Annotated in this window: 16 protein-coding genes; 9 read left to right on the top strand and 7 right to left on the bottom strand. The window is 30.7% G+C overall.

Annotated elements, in window-relative coordinates; translation table 11 throughout:
- Nucleotides 1-265 precede the first annotated feature (265 nt).
- The 5 genes from Q0935_RS14285 to Q0935_RS14265 all read left to right on the top strand — a co-directional run bounded on the left by Q0935_RS14285 (nt 266) and on the right by Q0935_RS14265 (nt 4,011).
- Complete coding sequence (locus Q0935_RS14285) at nt 266-1,072, top strand: hypothetical protein (RefSeq protein ID WP_299387601.1); 807 nt, start codon at nt 266-268, stop codon at nt 1,070-1,072.
- Nucleotides 1,029-1,961, top strand: coding sequence for an AIPR family protein (locus Q0935_RS14280; RefSeq protein ID WP_367275033.1), 933 nt, complete (start codon nt 1,029-1,031; stop codon nt 1,959-1,961). Before Q0935_RS14285 ends, Q0935_RS14280 begins: the two co-directional genes overlap by 44 nt.
- A gap of 149 nt (nt 1,962-2,110) precedes the next feature.
- Nucleotides 2,111-3,148, top strand: coding sequence for a dienelactone hydrolase family protein (locus tag Q0935_RS14275; RefSeq protein WP_299387599.1), 1,038 nt, complete (start codon nt 2,111-2,113; stop codon nt 3,146-3,148).
- A 73-nt stretch (nt 3,149-3,221) separates the two neighbouring features.
- Nucleotides 3,222-3,455, top strand: coding sequence for a hypothetical protein (locus tag Q0935_RS14270; RefSeq protein ID WP_055434630.1), 234 nt, complete (start codon nt 3,222-3,224; stop codon nt 3,453-3,455).
- 142 nt (nt 3,456-3,597) lie between these two features.
- Nucleotides 3,598-4,011, top strand: a complete 414-nt coding sequence (locus Q0935_RS14265) for an immunity 22 family protein (RefSeq protein WP_299387589.1) — start codon at nt 3,598-3,600, stop codon at nt 4,009-4,011.
- An 83-nt stretch (nt 4,012-4,094) separates the two neighbouring features.
- Here the strand turns inward: Q0935_RS14265 and Q0935_RS14260 are convergent, their stop codons facing one another.
- The 3 genes from Q0935_RS14260 to yiaA all read right to left on the bottom strand — a co-directional run bounded on the left by Q0935_RS14260 (nt 4,095) and on the right by yiaA (nt 6,602).
- Complete coding sequence (locus tag Q0935_RS14260; protein WP_299387585.1) at nt 4,095-4,655, bottom strand: GDYXXLXY domain-containing protein; 561 nt, start codon at nt 4,653-4,655, stop codon at nt 4,095-4,097.
- 12 nt (nt 4,656-4,667) lie between these two features.
- Nucleotides 4,668-5,954, bottom strand: a complete 1,287-nt coding sequence (locus Q0935_RS14255; RefSeq protein WP_299387581.1) for a DUF2157 domain-containing protein — start codon at nt 5,952-5,954, stop codon at nt 4,668-4,670.
- Between the two features lie 165 nt (nt 5,955-6,119).
- Nucleotides 6,120-6,602 (bottom strand): inner membrane protein YiaA, encoded by a 483-nt coding sequence (gene yiaA, locus Q0935_RS14250; RefSeq protein WP_299387578.1) that lies wholly within the window; start codon nt 6,600-6,602, stop codon nt 6,120-6,122.
- 153 nt (nt 6,603-6,755) lie between these two features.
- Here yiaA and Q0935_RS14245 point away from each other — a divergent pair, with 153 nt between their 5' ends.
- From Q0935_RS14245 to Q0935_RS14235, 3 genes are all read left to right on the top strand, one after another.
- Entirely contained in the window at nt 6,756-8,267 is a 1,512-nt protein-coding gene (locus Q0935_RS14245) for a hypothetical protein (protein ID WP_299387574.1), read from the top strand.
- A 79-nt stretch (nt 8,268-8,346) separates the two neighbouring features.
- A complete protein-coding gene (locus tag Q0935_RS14240) occupies nt 8,347-8,838 on the top strand; it encodes a conotoxin (protein WP_299253193.1) in 492 nt (163 codons plus the stop codon).
- Nucleotides 8,839-8,955: 117 nt separating this feature from the next.
- Nucleotides 8,956-9,309 (top strand): hypothetical protein, encoded by a 354-nt coding sequence (locus Q0935_RS14235; protein WP_299253196.1) that lies wholly within the window; start codon nt 8,956-8,958, stop codon nt 9,307-9,309.
- Nucleotides 9,310-9,381: 72 nt separating this feature from the next.
- Here Q0935_RS14235 and hemL read toward each other — a convergent pair whose 3' ends face one another.
- The 4 genes from hemL to Q0935_RS14215 are packed head-to-tail and all read right to left on the bottom strand — an operon-like array spanning nt 9,382 to nt 12,714.
- Nucleotides 9,382-10,662 (bottom strand): glutamate-1-semialdehyde 2,1-aminomutase, encoded by a 1,281-nt coding sequence (gene hemL / locus Q0935_RS14230; RefSeq protein ID WP_299253199.1) that lies wholly within the window; start codon nt 10,660-10,662, stop codon nt 9,382-9,384.
- A gap of 5 nt (nt 10,663-10,667) precedes the next feature.
- Nucleotides 10,668-11,471: a glucosaminidase domain-containing protein gene (locus tag Q0935_RS14225; protein WP_299387570.1), complete on the bottom strand. Its 804-nt coding sequence runs from the start codon at nt 11,469-11,471 to the stop codon at nt 10,668-10,670.
- Nucleotides 11,472-11,474: 3 nt separating this feature from the next.
- Nucleotides 11,475-12,386, bottom strand: a complete 912-nt coding sequence (locus tag Q0935_RS14220; protein WP_299387568.1) for a 1-aminocyclopropane-1-carboxylate deaminase/D-cysteine desulfhydrase — start codon at nt 12,384-12,386, stop codon at nt 11,475-11,477.
- Entirely contained in the window at nt 12,376-12,714 is a 339-nt protein-coding gene (locus Q0935_RS14215) for a hypothetical protein (RefSeq protein ID WP_299387566.1), read from the bottom strand. Before Q0935_RS14215 ends, Q0935_RS14220 begins: the two co-directional genes overlap by 11 nt.
- Before the next feature lie 120 nt (nt 12,715-12,834).
- Between Q0935_RS14215 and Q0935_RS14210 the strand changes: the two genes are divergently transcribed.
- A complete protein-coding gene (locus tag Q0935_RS14210; protein ID WP_299387564.1) occupies nt 12,835-15,012 on the top strand; it encodes a urocanate hydratase in 2,178 nt (725 codons plus the stop codon).
- Nucleotides 15,013-15,020 lie beyond the last annotated feature (8 nt).

Genomic DNA, 15,020 nt, shown 5'->3' with positions numbered 1-15,020 from the left:
TGGGTTAATCTCCTCATTTGGGTTGTAAAACCCATCGCAAATGATTAAGTTTGATTTATATAAACGTTCTGGTTAATGCTACGCTACGCTCGCATTAACCAGAACCCGTCGAGGGCTTCGCCCGAGTTTTTCTTCATTGCAAAGCTACGCTTCGCACTAAACAAGAACTCTTGGTTATAAGTTATTTTAACCTTACAGATATTTCCAATATCTTACAGATCAAAACAACTCATAACCCTCGTTGGGTTAGCCACAATTAAAGAAAATGAGTGAAATTCACGTAAAACATATAAAATCTCATATCGAAGAAAATTTCACAAATTTAATTGATTTGAGTGACCTTAAAGCTAAAGGAACTAATTTAGAAAACTTTTTTCTAACAAGAGCTTTAGCTGCATATTCTATTCAACACCACACACAAATACCAACAAATATAGCTGCTGAATCAGTAGTTGATGGAGGAAATGATAATGGAATTGATGCTATATATTATGATGTTCATACTAAATGTTTATATATTGTCCAATCTAAATGGATTCACAGTGGTAAAGGTGAACCTGAAAACGGAGAAGTAAAAAAATTCATAAGTGGTATTAAAGATTTATTAAACTTTAGGTTTGATAGATTTAATGATAAAGTTAGAAAAAAAGAAGTCATCATACAAAATGCAGTATGCGACCCAAAAACAAAATATCAAATAATTCTAACATACACAGGAATTAATAATCTAGCGGATCCATCAAGACGTGATTTTAGTGATTTTTTAGAAGAGTTAAATGATGCAAGTGAATTAGTTTATCTCTCTGTTTTTAATCAAACAAGGATTCATTCATCTTTAATACATACAACTGAAAATATTCAGCTAATTGACCAAACCATACAGCTAAAACACTTTGGTAAAGTAACAGAACCGTATAATGGCTATTATGGACAAGTAAATGGTATTGAAATTTATGGTTGGTGGGACAAATATCGCAAAAGACTCTTTGCTAAAAACATAAGAGGTGTTTTAGGAGATACAGATGTAAATAAAGATATTAGAAGAAAATCCCGAGCATTTTTGGTTTTATAATAATGGAATAACATTAGTTGCAGATACCGTAGAGAAAAATATGGTTGGTGGAGCATCTACAGAATTTGGACAATTTAGTTGTGAAAATATAAGTATTGTAAATGGAGCTCAAACCGTAAGTACAATTGGAAAATTCGGAGAAGAAGACACATCTAAATTAGATAAAGTTTTCGTTCCTGTTAGAATCATACAACTAAAAGATGCAGAAGAAAATTTTGGTCAAAAAATCACCAAAGCCAACAACACGCAAAATAGAGTTAAAAACAGAGACTTTGTAACTTTTGACCTTGAACAAACTAGGATTAGGGAAGAGTTATTAATTGATGGAATTGATTATAGAATTAGCAGAGGTGAATATGAAAAAAATGACCAAATCTCATTTGACTTAGTAGAAAGTACAACGGCTCTTTCTTGTTCTTCAAACGATATTTCTATTGTTGTACAATTAAAAAGAGAAATTGGTCTATTATGGGATGATTTGGAAAACGCACCTTACAAAAAATTATTTAACCCAAGAGTTTCAGGTCGATATGTATACAATTGTGTAAGGACTCAAAGAATTATAGAACAAGTAATTAAGAGCAAGGAAAAGTCTTTAACTTCAGGGAGAGATAAAAGTATTGCTATTCACGGAAATAGAATAATTTCTTTATTAGCTTATAAAACAATAAACACAAAAAAGTACATTACAGAAAAATTTGATTTCGATAATCCAGAATTAGTCGGTGTTATGGAATCAAAAGTTGAAACCATTTTTAATTTAGTTAAAAAGATAATTGACACTGACTACGATAAAGCTATCATAGTAACATTATTTAAAAATAAGACCAAATGTCAAGATATAGTTGGAAAAATAACTGTGGCTAACAACATGTATAAAAAATGCTAAATTAGTGCTTAAATGAAGTTCGTTGCATTTTTGTAACGTCTGATTTTACTTCGGAAAATCCTCGCACGCAAACACGCAACTTTCCATATACAAAACTGTTAATGCAACATTCGAAAATTTAATCAGTCTTTACAGGAAATAAGAAATCTATGAAATTAATTGTTTCAGTAATAATATCTTTAGTTTTTACTTGTAAAAGTTTTGGTCAAAAAAAATATTTTGAAAATAAATTTGAACATTATTTAATAGTAAAAGATAATGATACAATAAAATTTCATACATACTCAAATGGAGACGTGTCGCAAAAAAAAGGTGTTATTTTATATATTCAAGGTTCTGGGAGTGACCCTTTTTATAAATTAATTAGACATATTGATACCATTAAAACTTCAAAAAATGAAGAACCAAAAATTAAAAAATATCTAGAGGTTCATAAAACCTTACCTTTTAATTTAACAGAATTTTCTAAAGACTATTTGTTAGTTGCTATTTCTAAAAAAAATATACCTTTTGAAATTTTTGGAAATGATTTTGAAACCCCTAAATCATTTTATAAAAATGATAACTTAAATTATAGAGTATGGCAAGCTAATGAAGTTGTAAATTATCTTTCAGAGAATATTTTAAAAAAGCGAAACAAAATTATCCTTTTCGGTCATTCAGAAGGCACCGAAGTAGTTGCGAAACTTGGAACAATTAATAATAAAATTTCGAATATTGGTTATTTTTCAGGTGGAGGAAATGCACAATATTATGATTTTATACTCGATATTAGAAAATCTGTTCAAAGAGGAGAAACAACAGAAGAAGAATCAATTTTATTGATTGAAAAGATTATTAACGAAGTTAAAGACATATATGAACATCCGAATAGTTTAACTAAAAAATGGTTAGGTCATTCTTATAGAAAATGGAGTTCATCAGTAGAACCATCTATAGATAATTTGTTAAAAATTAATATCCCAATATATGTTGCACACGGAGCAAAAGACAAAGCTGTTCCAATAGAGTCAGCATATTTAATACCAATTGAATTTATTAGGAATAAAAAAAGTAACTTGACTTTTAAAGTATATCCTAAATTAGACCATTCGTTTTCTATAATACCGCAATCTGAAAATGAAGAATATATAGAGAAATGGGATGTTGTAGTTCAAGATTTTTTAAATTGGTGCGAAATGAATTAAAAAAATGATTTGCTTAACTACATAATAAACCAAAGATTAAAATTAGTTTTATTTATCACTATATAACAACACAATGATTATAGACCAAGAACAAAAATTTAAAGAAGTACTTTCTAAAATAGAAGGAAAAATTAATGAACGAAGTTTTTTTAATAAATTCTTGGAAGTGTATCCCGAAGTTTGGAAAAAACATAAAATTACGTTTTCAAAATTTAATAGAAGTAAACAATTTGGACAAACAATTCCTTTACCAAAACCTGAAGTTTCTCTACGTAAAGAAATTAGGGTTTGGCTACAAAAACAATAAAAATTAGAATTAGAACTTAGTCAACTACTTAATTAAGAGCTTTTGTAGTTTTCCCACTTCTCTTTTTTTTCGCAAAAACCTTCGCTCACAAAAAAACGTAACCAAATCACACGTAAAACCATTAGCTAACATTAAAAAAACGATGCCTAAAAAAGTAATATGCGTTTGGATTGGAACTTTTAAATCTGAAAATGAACTATATCAAAACTACCTAAATTTTGATTATGAAAACGAAGATGATCCTAAATCTAAATTCGGAAAAGATGCTGAATTAGAATATTATGATGAGGATTTTATGGAAAGCTGGTGGCTTGAGGACATTAGTTTAAATAATCTTATTGAACATAAAGACAACATACTCGATTCTGAATATTTCTTCGAAGAACTTATTGCAGAATTAAAGCATTGGAATTTAACAAACAAAAATTCGATTACGTTTTTATTTGGAGAAGACGGAGAACATGCAACCAATGACATGCTATTTGACTATAATGGAATGAAATCTAAAGACAAACCCATTGCATTTGTTTTCCGAAAAGAATACGAATTAAAATAAAAACGATTTGCCTACAGCACCAATAATTAGTTGCTTAAACAAGCATATTTAATCTTCATTTCTACTTTACAATTTATATCGTATTACTTCTGCTCAACATAGTCTGCGATAGAAATTTCATTAATTAAAACATCTTTTAAAACGGCTTCACCATCTTTTAAATAAACTAAAGCATAAGTGTTATTTGGTAAAGTATCGCGTTGTGCAATTCTAAAAGCATCTTCGGCTGGTTTAGCTTTGCTTTCTTCCATATAAAAACGATCGAATGGTAGATTAAAAGTCACATTTCTATCGTATTTATTATACCAGTTTACTTGAGTTTTTACATAATCTTTTGTACTTACTAAAGGTGATTTACTTACCGTTGTTAATTTAGCAAAACCCAAACTATCTTCTTCAAAGTATACATAAATGTCTTGTTTTCTTTCCCAAGTAGAATCTATAGAAATAGCAGCGTTTATATCGTATCTCAAGGTTATATATTTACCTCTGTATGGATCGCTAGGATCTACAGGTTGAGTTCTAAACTTATATGCTTTTCCGTTATTTAAAACAGCTTCTTGTCCAAAAATCATTTGCATTGGAACAAATAGCTGTGCTATTACAACAAGTATAAATAGCGCGAATATGTATTTTAATTTCATCTTCTTAATGTGTTATTTTAATATTTTGGTTTCTTTAGACTTTTGCTTTTTTAGCATTATATAATTGGTTGTAAAAAATCCAATACCTACAATTACAAATAGCAAACCTCTAATAACGAAACTCATGTTAGTATCGAAAAAACGACAGAATATTAAAGCTGTAATAATTACAAGTCCGTAATTTAAAACACCAAAATGCATTTTATCTACTCCTATTTTTATCGCATTTATTCCTAAAATTAATAACAATATATTGGTAATAACAGTTGGTGAAACATCGTTTTTTAAACCAACAAAAAACAACATCGTCATTATTATAAATATGTAATGGAATAGGTTGAATTTGTTTACTTGTTTTTTCAGAAATAAATAAATTAAAACACCTAAAGCAACTACAAATAATACGATAACCAAGGTTGTTTCTTTCCCAGAAAAAGAAGAGATACGCAATACATCTTCCCAAACCCATCTAAAACTTGTTATTAGCAACAAAACTACAGTTCCAAAAGATCCTAAAACCAAATAACCATTTTGTCTTAATTTTAAATTATGTAATACTGGGAGCTTTCCTAAATTATAAAACAAACCAAATAAAATAATATAAGACAAGAAAATAAGCTCATCAAATTTTGTAATGAATGCACCTAAAGTAATAACGAGGCTTATTGGCACTAACCAATTAAAAATTGATGTAATATTTGCTTTAGGTCTGCTTTTAATTAGATTTATATAATATGGAAGTAGTAATAAAAGCAATACTAAAAATAACCAAGGCGCTTTACTTCCATTAGCATAACCATAATTACACGCATAAACAGTTGCGTAAACAAGATGTAATAATGCAAGTGCATGAGATTTTAAAAGGTAGATTAATGGTGTGCAAAGTAAAATCCATACTAACATATAATTAGTAAAATTTCCTGGAATATTATAAATCTGACTTACCATTGCTATAGAAGCACCAACTGCAAAAAACAGAAATACGCCAGAAGCTTCTTTCCATGTTTGGCTTTTTCTCTTTAAAATTGAAAAACCAACCAATACCTGTCCTATTATTAATGGCGTAAAAGCAAAGAGTGTTTTTATAGTTTTAGAGAAATTATCCCAATTATGTGCAAGTATTAAAATAAGACCAAGACCTACTAAAATGGAGCCTAATACTCCAAAAACGGTAAATAATCTATTTGGTGTATCGCTTGCTTTAGATTGGTAATAACGCTCTATTTTAGAGGCAACATCTTGAGATATTACATCGTTTTCTACCAACTCTGGCAATTCTTTTATGAGTTTAGAATTCATTCGTGTTTCTTTTAATATTTTATCAATTTAATCTTTTTTTTAAGCTTAAGGATAAAACAAGAGGCATTACTAATTTATTTGTTTCCCTATGTTGTTTTAAATTTAAAATGGCGCAACATATAGTTACGCCATTTAAGGTTAACGAACCTTCATCAAAACAAAATTCTAAATATCTTCTGTTTCATTATTATCTATAAAGGCAATGTCCCTAGTGTTTTTTTGCACTGCAATTCCGGCGAATAAACTTAAAGTAAAAGACATACCGTAAAATCCTTTTTCGCTTAGCTCTAAATCTGCATTCCATAAACCAACAACCAATAATACTATTGCTGCTATACTTGCAAACCAACTTATACCATAATACATTTCTGTTACTTGAATATTTTCCATTTTATCTCTTACTGCTTTTTGTACTGATATAACAGAGAACAAACCAAATAGTATAATGGTGAAATAATAGCCTTTTTCATTTAATGCCATAGCTGCATTCCATAGACCAATACAATAAGCAGCGATACCAATTATTAATGCTGTCCACGAAGCTCCAACAAATGCTGCTGTAGGCTTTTGATCAAAAATTTGTTCTTCTTTTTTATTCTTTTTCTTTTTTCCTGTTTCTTTTAAAGAATCTGTTGCTTGATAATCCATAATTGTTTTTGTTTTAATGATTATGAGGCAAATATGCAACCGAATAAAAGCTTAACGAAAACAATATTTTAAATAAACTGACGATATCTTTTATACTAAAAACACATTTAACACTATATTTATTGAATAATTAGATATAGAACTGACGATTAAATGATAAATTTAAATGAAATAGTAACCACTTTTTCTAAAGACGAGAAACTCCTTTTTGTTAACTACCTTGAAAAAAGAAACAAAAGAAGCGATACTAAAAACATTGCTCTTTTTAAATTATTAGCTCAAAACGAATTAGATTCTAAAAGCATTTTTATAAAGTTATATAATGGTAAACAAAAGGATGCTTACCATGCTTTAAGGAAAAGACTGTATCAATCTATTATAGATTTTATTGCAAATACTAGTTTAGAAGAAGAGAATTCTATAGACATGCAGGTTATAAAATACATTTTAGCATCCCGAACATTTTTAATACGTAAGCAATATAAAGTGGCTTATAATATTTTAGATAAAGCTGAAGCTATAGCCAGCGAACATTTGCTGTTTCCTATTTTAAATGAAATATATCACACTAAAATTCAATATGCTTATGCAAATCCATCTGAAGACCTAGATGTATTAATTGAAAAATTTAAGGCAAATCAAAAAAACTACTTTCTGGAAGACCAACTTAATATTGTTTATGCAAAAATTCGACAAATTACGTTGCTAGACCAACATAAATTAAATGGTATAGATTTCGAAAAGCTACTTGAAGACATCTTTAAAGAATACAATATTAGCTTAAACGAATCCATGTCTTTTAAATCTCTTTATCAATTAATTACAATAGTTAGTCTCTCGGTTTTTGTAACAAAAGACTATTTTAAAATTGAGCCTTTTCTAGTAAAAACCTATCAAAAATTACAACACTATAAAAGCAAAGACAAACAACTGTATTACCATATTCAAGTATTGTATTTAGTTGCGAATACATTATTCAGAAATAAAAAATTTAACGCCTCTTTACAGCATTTAGAACTCATGCAAGAGCACATGTTAAAACAGAACAAAAAACACTATTCTACTTTTAAGCTAAAGTATAACCTACTATTAGCCTTAAATCTAAATTACTCTAACCAACAAACAGAAGCCATTGCTTTACTAGAAACTCTAATATTAAAAAAACAGAAGGATTTAGAAACTGTGCTTGATATTAATTTAAGTCTGGCGATGTATTACATACAAGCCGAAAATTATAAAAAGGCACACACTCTTTTTAAATCTTTCTACCACACAGATAATTATTACGAAACAAAAGTTGGAAAAGAATGGGTAATTAAAAAGAACTTAATAGAAATAATTTTACATATAGAATTGGAAAATATAGACATAGTAGACTCTAGATTATTAAGCTTTAAACGCAATTACTCCACTTATTTAAAAAGCATTAATCAAGAACGCGTGATAACCTATTTACAGTTTATTGAAACCTATTACAAAAATCCAAATAGTATAAAAACAGAACAATTTATTAATAAAGTAAAACACGCCTTTGTTTGGGTAGAAGCTAAACGCGAAGATATTTTTGTAATGAGTTATTTTGCATGGCTTAAAAGTAAAATGGAAAACAAACCTCTATATAGCGTAACATTAGAGCTGATTGCTAAAGCACAAACTGTTAATTAAAACCTAAATATTAAATAGGCTTTAAACCATTTTATTTTTTTTCTGTCTTAAGAGTGTATAACAATTAAACAATATAAAGATGAAAAAAATATTAATAGTAGCATTAGCGTTATTTGCTTTGCAAGTAACAGCTCAAGACAAGAAAGAAGACAGAAAGGACCGAAAAGAGAGAATGGAGCACCATAAAGATATGGACCCAATAGAAATGGCGAAAATTAAGACTAAAAAAATGACGCTTGCTTTAGACCTTTCTCAAGACCAACAAAATAAAGTTGAAAAACTAAATATTAAAAATGCCGAACTTAGAAAAGTTGCAATGGAAAAGCGAAAAGCATTAAAAGATGCAGATAAAAAGCCAACTCCAGAAGAGAAACTTAAAAAAGAAAATGAAAAGCTAGATCATTTAATTGCTACAAAAAGAGAGATGAAGAACATCTTAACTGAGGAGCAATATGAAAAATACAGCAAAATGGCTGAAAGAAGGATGATGAAAGGAAAACATGGCAAAATGAAGCATAAAAAAGAGGGTGAAAGAAATGAAAAAAGAGAACAAAATACAGAGAAAGAATAGTTCAATAGAAAACCTTTAAAAGCAAAAAAGTGCCGATAATCTATTCGGCACTTTTTTATTTGCAATAGTTAGAGAAATAGCTTTACTTTGAGATATAAACGAATAACAACTATAACAATGAAAAAATTATTTACATTTTGCTTTTTTGCATTTGCTATGTTAATTGGTACTCAGTCTGCATTAGCTCAAGATACTGCTAAGATTAATGAGTCTGCTTATGCTAAGGCAAAAGAATTACGTTCTCAAATAAAATTTGATGACGTTGCTTTAGAGAAAGTTTATATGGCATACCAAGCAAACGACACTAAACTTCAATCTATAGAAAAGCATTTACAAGCCGGAACTGCAGATTACAATAATGCAATAATTGACGTTAACAAAAAGTTACAATCTAACATTAAGACTGCTTTAGGTAACGATTTATTTAAAAGATATTTAATATTAACAGATCAAGAAGAAATTGTTGATTAACTCTATTTACTAAACATAAAAAAGGCGATTACTATTTCTAGTAATCGCCTTTTTTATTGAGACAACTTTATGCTATTTAAAAACAGTATTACAAGCTTCTATTGTTCTATCTAAATCTTCGTAAGTTAAAGCATCGGTAATAAACCAAGTCTCAAATGCACTAGGTGCAATATAAACACCTTGGTTAAGCATACCATGAAAAAAGGTTTTAAACGTCTCGTTATTACCTTTTGCAGCAGTTTTAAAATCTACAACTGGTTCTGCATCAAAATGAACAGAAATCATAGAACCTACTCTATTAATAGTATGTGTAATATTATTGCTATCTAAAACCTTAGCTAAACCTTTATGTAGGTATTCCGTTTTTTCAGCTAAACGATTAAAAACTTCGGCATCGTTGTTTAACGTTGTAAGCATTGCTAAACCAGCAGCCATAGCTAACGGATTTCCACTTAAAGTTCCTGCTTGATATACAGGACCTAAAGGTGCTAAATAATTCATTATTTCATTTCTAGCAGCAAAAGCTCCAACTGGTAATCCTCCACCGATAACTTTACCAAAGCAAACGATATCTGCATCTACTCCATATAATTCTTGCACACCTCCTTTAGCAAGACGGAAACCTGTCATTACCTCATCGAAGATTAATAAAATATCATTAGCATCGCATAAAGATCTTAAACCTTGAAGAAAACCATCTAATGGTGGAATACATCCCATATTACCAGCAACTGGTTCTATAATTATACAAGCAATTTCATTTTTATTCGCATTAATTAATGCTTCAACATTTGCCAAGTCATTATAATTAGCCAACAAAGTATCTTTAGCAGTACCCTCTGTAACTCCAGGACTATTTGGGCTACCAAAAGTAACTGCTCCACTTCCTGCCTGAATTAAAAATGAGTCACTATGCCCATGATAACAACCTGCAAATTTTATAATTTTATCTTTTCCGGTATAACCTCTTGCTAATCTTACAGCACTCATACAAGCCTCTGTACCAGAGTTTACAAATCTAATTTTATCAATATTAGGTACCATTGACACTGCTAATTCTGCAATTTCAGTTTCAATTTCGGTTGGCATACCAAACGATGTTCCTTTTTTAGCTTTCTCAATTACGGCATTAACTACTGGCTCGAAAGCGTGACCTAAAATCATTGGTCCCCATGAATTAATGTAATCAATTAAAGTGTTTCCATCTTCATCGTACAAATAAGCGCCTTTTGCTTCTTTAACAAATATTGGCGTTCCACCTACTGCTTTAAATGCTCGAACTGGAGAATTTACACCTCCAGGAATTACCTTTTCTGCTGCTGCAAAAAGAGTGCTACTACGTTTATAAATCATTGTAATTAATCTTTAGGAATGGGCTTAATAAATAACACTTGTCCTACAAACAAGTCGTTAGTTTCTAAACTATTTAATGCTTTTAATTCTGCTACTGAAATATTATATTTTCTTGATAAACCAAATAAAGTATCTCCAGCAGCAACAGTATGTTTATCGTTTACATTGGACTCTACACCTAAAACATCGTTATCGAAACGATATAGTTGGTAACGCTCTATAAGGCTTATTAATTTTTGAGGGTATTTTCTATCTGTTGCATAACCTGCAGCTCTTAATCCTTTTGCCCAAGCTTCGTAATCACCTTTTCCAAGTTCAAATAATCCAGCATAACGTTTACGTTCTTTTAAAAACAAAGAATGATCTCTAAACGAATATTTAGAATTTTTATATTTTCTGAAACATTCTTGACTTTCATCATCATCATGATATATTTTACCACCAGTCCAACCTGTGTGGCATTTAATACCAAAATGGTTATTGGCCTCGGTAGACAAACGTCCTTTTCCAGATCCAGACTCTAAAATACCTTGAGCTAATGTAATACTTGCTGGTACTCCGTAGTTACGCATTTCGTCTTGAGCGATATCACTATAAATTGCAATATACTCGTCTGTAGGTGTTGCATAACTCTCTGATGTTTCAACAATAGTAACCTCTGGTTGTATTACCGCCTCTGGTTTCTTTTTAGTTCTTGTTTTAACAACACGGTGTGTTTTATTTTTAGATTTTTTAGTTGTAACCTTTTTACTTGATCCGCAACTAGAAACTAAAGCAATTAAGCATAAAGTTGTAAATATTCTTTTCATTAACTATTGTATTAATGGTAAATTTTTCTGTTTTAATCTGTTATTCATTCCAGCAATACCTTGCAATCCTCCTGTATGTATTACTAATATTTTAGAGCCTTTAGGGAAATAGTTCTTACTAATCATGTCTTGAATTCCAAATAACATTTTCCCTGTATAAATTGGATCTAGCCTAATATTATTAAGCGCTTTAAACGCGTTAATAAACGTTATTAATTCATTATTTATTTTGGCATAACCACCAAAATGATAATCTGTTATTAATTTCCAACGGTCTTGTTTTGCAAATTTACTAATATCTTCTTGTAAAAAGTCTCCTTTTAATGCCGAAAAACCCAAAACTTGCTGATTCATTTTTACAGAATTTATCAATCCTGCTAATGTACCGCCGGTACCAACTGGTGCACAAATATAATCGAAACTAGCATCTTCTTCTGTTAAAATCTCTTCGCATCCTTTAACCGCTAAACTATTTGTACCTCCTTCGGGAATATTGTAAAACTCCCCAAATTCATTTTTTAAGTTTTCAATAAAATTAAGGTCTTCTTTATTTCTAAAATCTGTTCTGTTAATAAACTTAAACTGCATGCCGCAGTCTTGAGCGTGTTTTAATGTAGGATTGTCATTAATTTTAGACACTAATTCTTCACCTCTAATTATACCAATAGTCTTTAAATTATAAACACTACCAACTTCTGCCACTGCAGCTATGTGGTTTGAAAAAGCGCCGCCGAAGGTTAAAAGTGTGTTTTTGTCTTCCTTTTTAGCAGCTTCAATATTATATTTTAATTTTCTGTATTTATTGCCCGATATAATAGGATGTATAGCATCTTCTCGTTTTATAAAAAGCTCTACATCTACTTTACTTGGTAAACTTACTCGCAAGTTCTCACTGTTTTCTAACTTAAAAATCATGACTGCTAAGATACTTTAAAAAGCTCCAAAGTTTACGCTTTTTTAAATAGGTGAAATTTGTTTGATTACAATAAGCTTCTCTTTCAAAAGAAATATTAACATAAGCAGTATGCCAGTTTTTATATTGTATTAATCTTACCATAAATTCTAAACCATAAAAAAGATAAAATGGAATGATTAATAATTCGAGCTGTTGTTTTAAATGTATTTTCTCATGGTTAATTAAAACAGCATCTGCTTTTAACGATTTACGCTTCAAAAAAACAAAAGGAAAAATAGTTATTCCTGTATAACCTTTAGGCACTATATATTTAGAAATTAAAATCACAAAATATTGGTTTCAAAAATCACTCCATTCTCAATCTCTTAAGAATAAAAGTTTATTAGCAACCTTGATTTTATACCAAGGAAACTTTGTTCTAATTTACATTATATTTGTAATATACTTATGAAAAAACACATTCAATTAGAAGAAGGCGACTATTATTTAACGCCTGAAGGCTACAGATGCTTCACCGAGCAATACCACAATAAAAGAGGTTATTGCTGCGAAAGTGGTTGCAGACATTGCCCTTACGGATTCGATAAAAATACTAATTCAATAAAAAAAAAAGAATTAACGGCAATGAGTTCAACTTTTAAAGCACAAATTCTAGAAGGTATTCCAGAGCAGTTACCGGCTCCAAAACCTTACGATACAACTATAAACCACGCACCAAAACGTAAAGCAATTCTATCTAAAGAAGAAGAAAAACTAGCCTTACGAAATGCATTAAGGTATTTTGATAAAAAAGACCATAAAGAACTCCTTTTAGAGTTTAAAAACGAGTTAGATACTTATGGTAGAATTTATATGTACCGCTTACGTCCAGATTACAAAATGTATGCTAGACCAATAAGCGAGTACCCTGCAAAATCTAAACAGGCTGCTGCCATTATGTTAATGATTCAAAACAATTTGGATTATGCAGTAGCGCAACACCCACACGAGCTTATTACCTATGGCGGAAATGGAGGCGTATTTTCTAATTGGGCACAATACAGATTAACAATGAAGTATTTAGCCGAAATGAATGATGAGCAAACACTCACCATGTACTCTGGTCACCCAATGGGATTATTTCCTTCTAGCAAAGAAGCACCAAGAGTTGTTGTTACCAATGGTATGATGATTCCTAATTATTCTCAACCAGACGATTGGGAAAAATTTAATGCTTTAGGTGTTACACAATATGGACAAATGACAGCTGGTAGTTATATGTACATTGGCCCTCAAGGTATTGTTCATGGCACAACAATTACTGTATTAAATGGTTTTAGAAAAATAAACAAAACACCTAAAGGCAATCTTTTTGTTACTTCTGGTTTAGGCGGAATGTCTGGCGCACAGCCTAAAGCTGGTAATATTGCTGGTTGTATAACTGTCTGTGCAGAAGTAAACCCGAAAATTACACAAGTACGATTAGATCAAGGTTGGATAGATGAAAAAATCACCGATTTAGATGCATTAGTTGCTCGTGTAAATAAAGCTAAAGCTGAAAAAGAAACCATTTCAATAGCGTATTTAGGTAATATAGTAGACGTTTGGGAGAAATTTGACGAAGCAAACGTACATATCGATTTAGGAAGTGACCAGACCTCATTACATAATCCTTGGGCTGGTGGTTATTACCCAACAGGAATGTCTTTTGAAGAAGCAAACGACATGATGGCTAATAATCCTGAGCAATTTAAAATAGAAGTTAAAAAAACGCTTTGCCAACATGCAGATGCAATTAATAAGCATACAGCAAAAGGCACCTATTTCTTCGATTATGGGAATGCATTCTTATTAGAAGCCTCTCGTGCAGGAGCAGATGTTATGTCTAAAACACCTACAATAGGTAAAGAATTTAAGTACCCAAGTTATGTTCAAGATATCATGGGCCCAATGTGTTTTGATTATGGTTTCGGACCATTCCGTTGGGTTTGTGCTTCAGGGAAACCAGAAGACTTAGCAAAAACGGATGCTATTGCTTGTGCTGTTTTAGAAGAAATGAAAAAGAACTCACCTATTGAAATTCAGCAACAAATGGCTGATAATATTCAATGGATAAAAGGTGCGCAAGAAAACAAATTAGTGGTTGGCTCTCAAGCAAGAATACTTTATGCAGATGCAGAAGGTAGAGCAAAAATAGCAGAAGCCTTTAACCAAGCTATTGCAAAAGGTGAGATTGACACTGTTATTTTAGGTCGTGATCATCATGATGTTTCTGGAACAGACTCTCCTTACAGAGAAACTAGTAATATATACGATGGCTCACGCTTTACAGCTGATATGGCGATACATAACGTTATTGGAGATAGCTTTCGTGGTGCCACTTGGGTAAGTATACACAATGGTGGTGGCGTTGGTTGGGGAGAAGTTATAAACGGTGGATTTGGTATGGTTCTTGATGGTAGTAAAGAAGCCTCAAAACGCTTAAAATCAATGCTATTCTGGGATGTTAATAATGGTATCTCTAGAAGAAGTTGGGCAAGAAACGAAGGTGCCGTTTTTGCAATAAAACGCGCAATGGAAATTGAACCTAACCTAAAAGTAACATTGCCTAATGTTGTGGACGATGCTATAATTGACTCGTTATAACCTTTAAC

This window comes from uncultured Lacinutrix sp. (assembly GCF_947500605.1).
Taxonomy (GTDB): Bacteria; Bacteroidota; Bacteroidia; order Flavobacteriales; family Flavobacteriaceae; genus Lacinutrix.
Note: the sequence above shows the minus strand (reverse complement) of the source record. Positions and strands in the feature narration are given on the sequence as shown.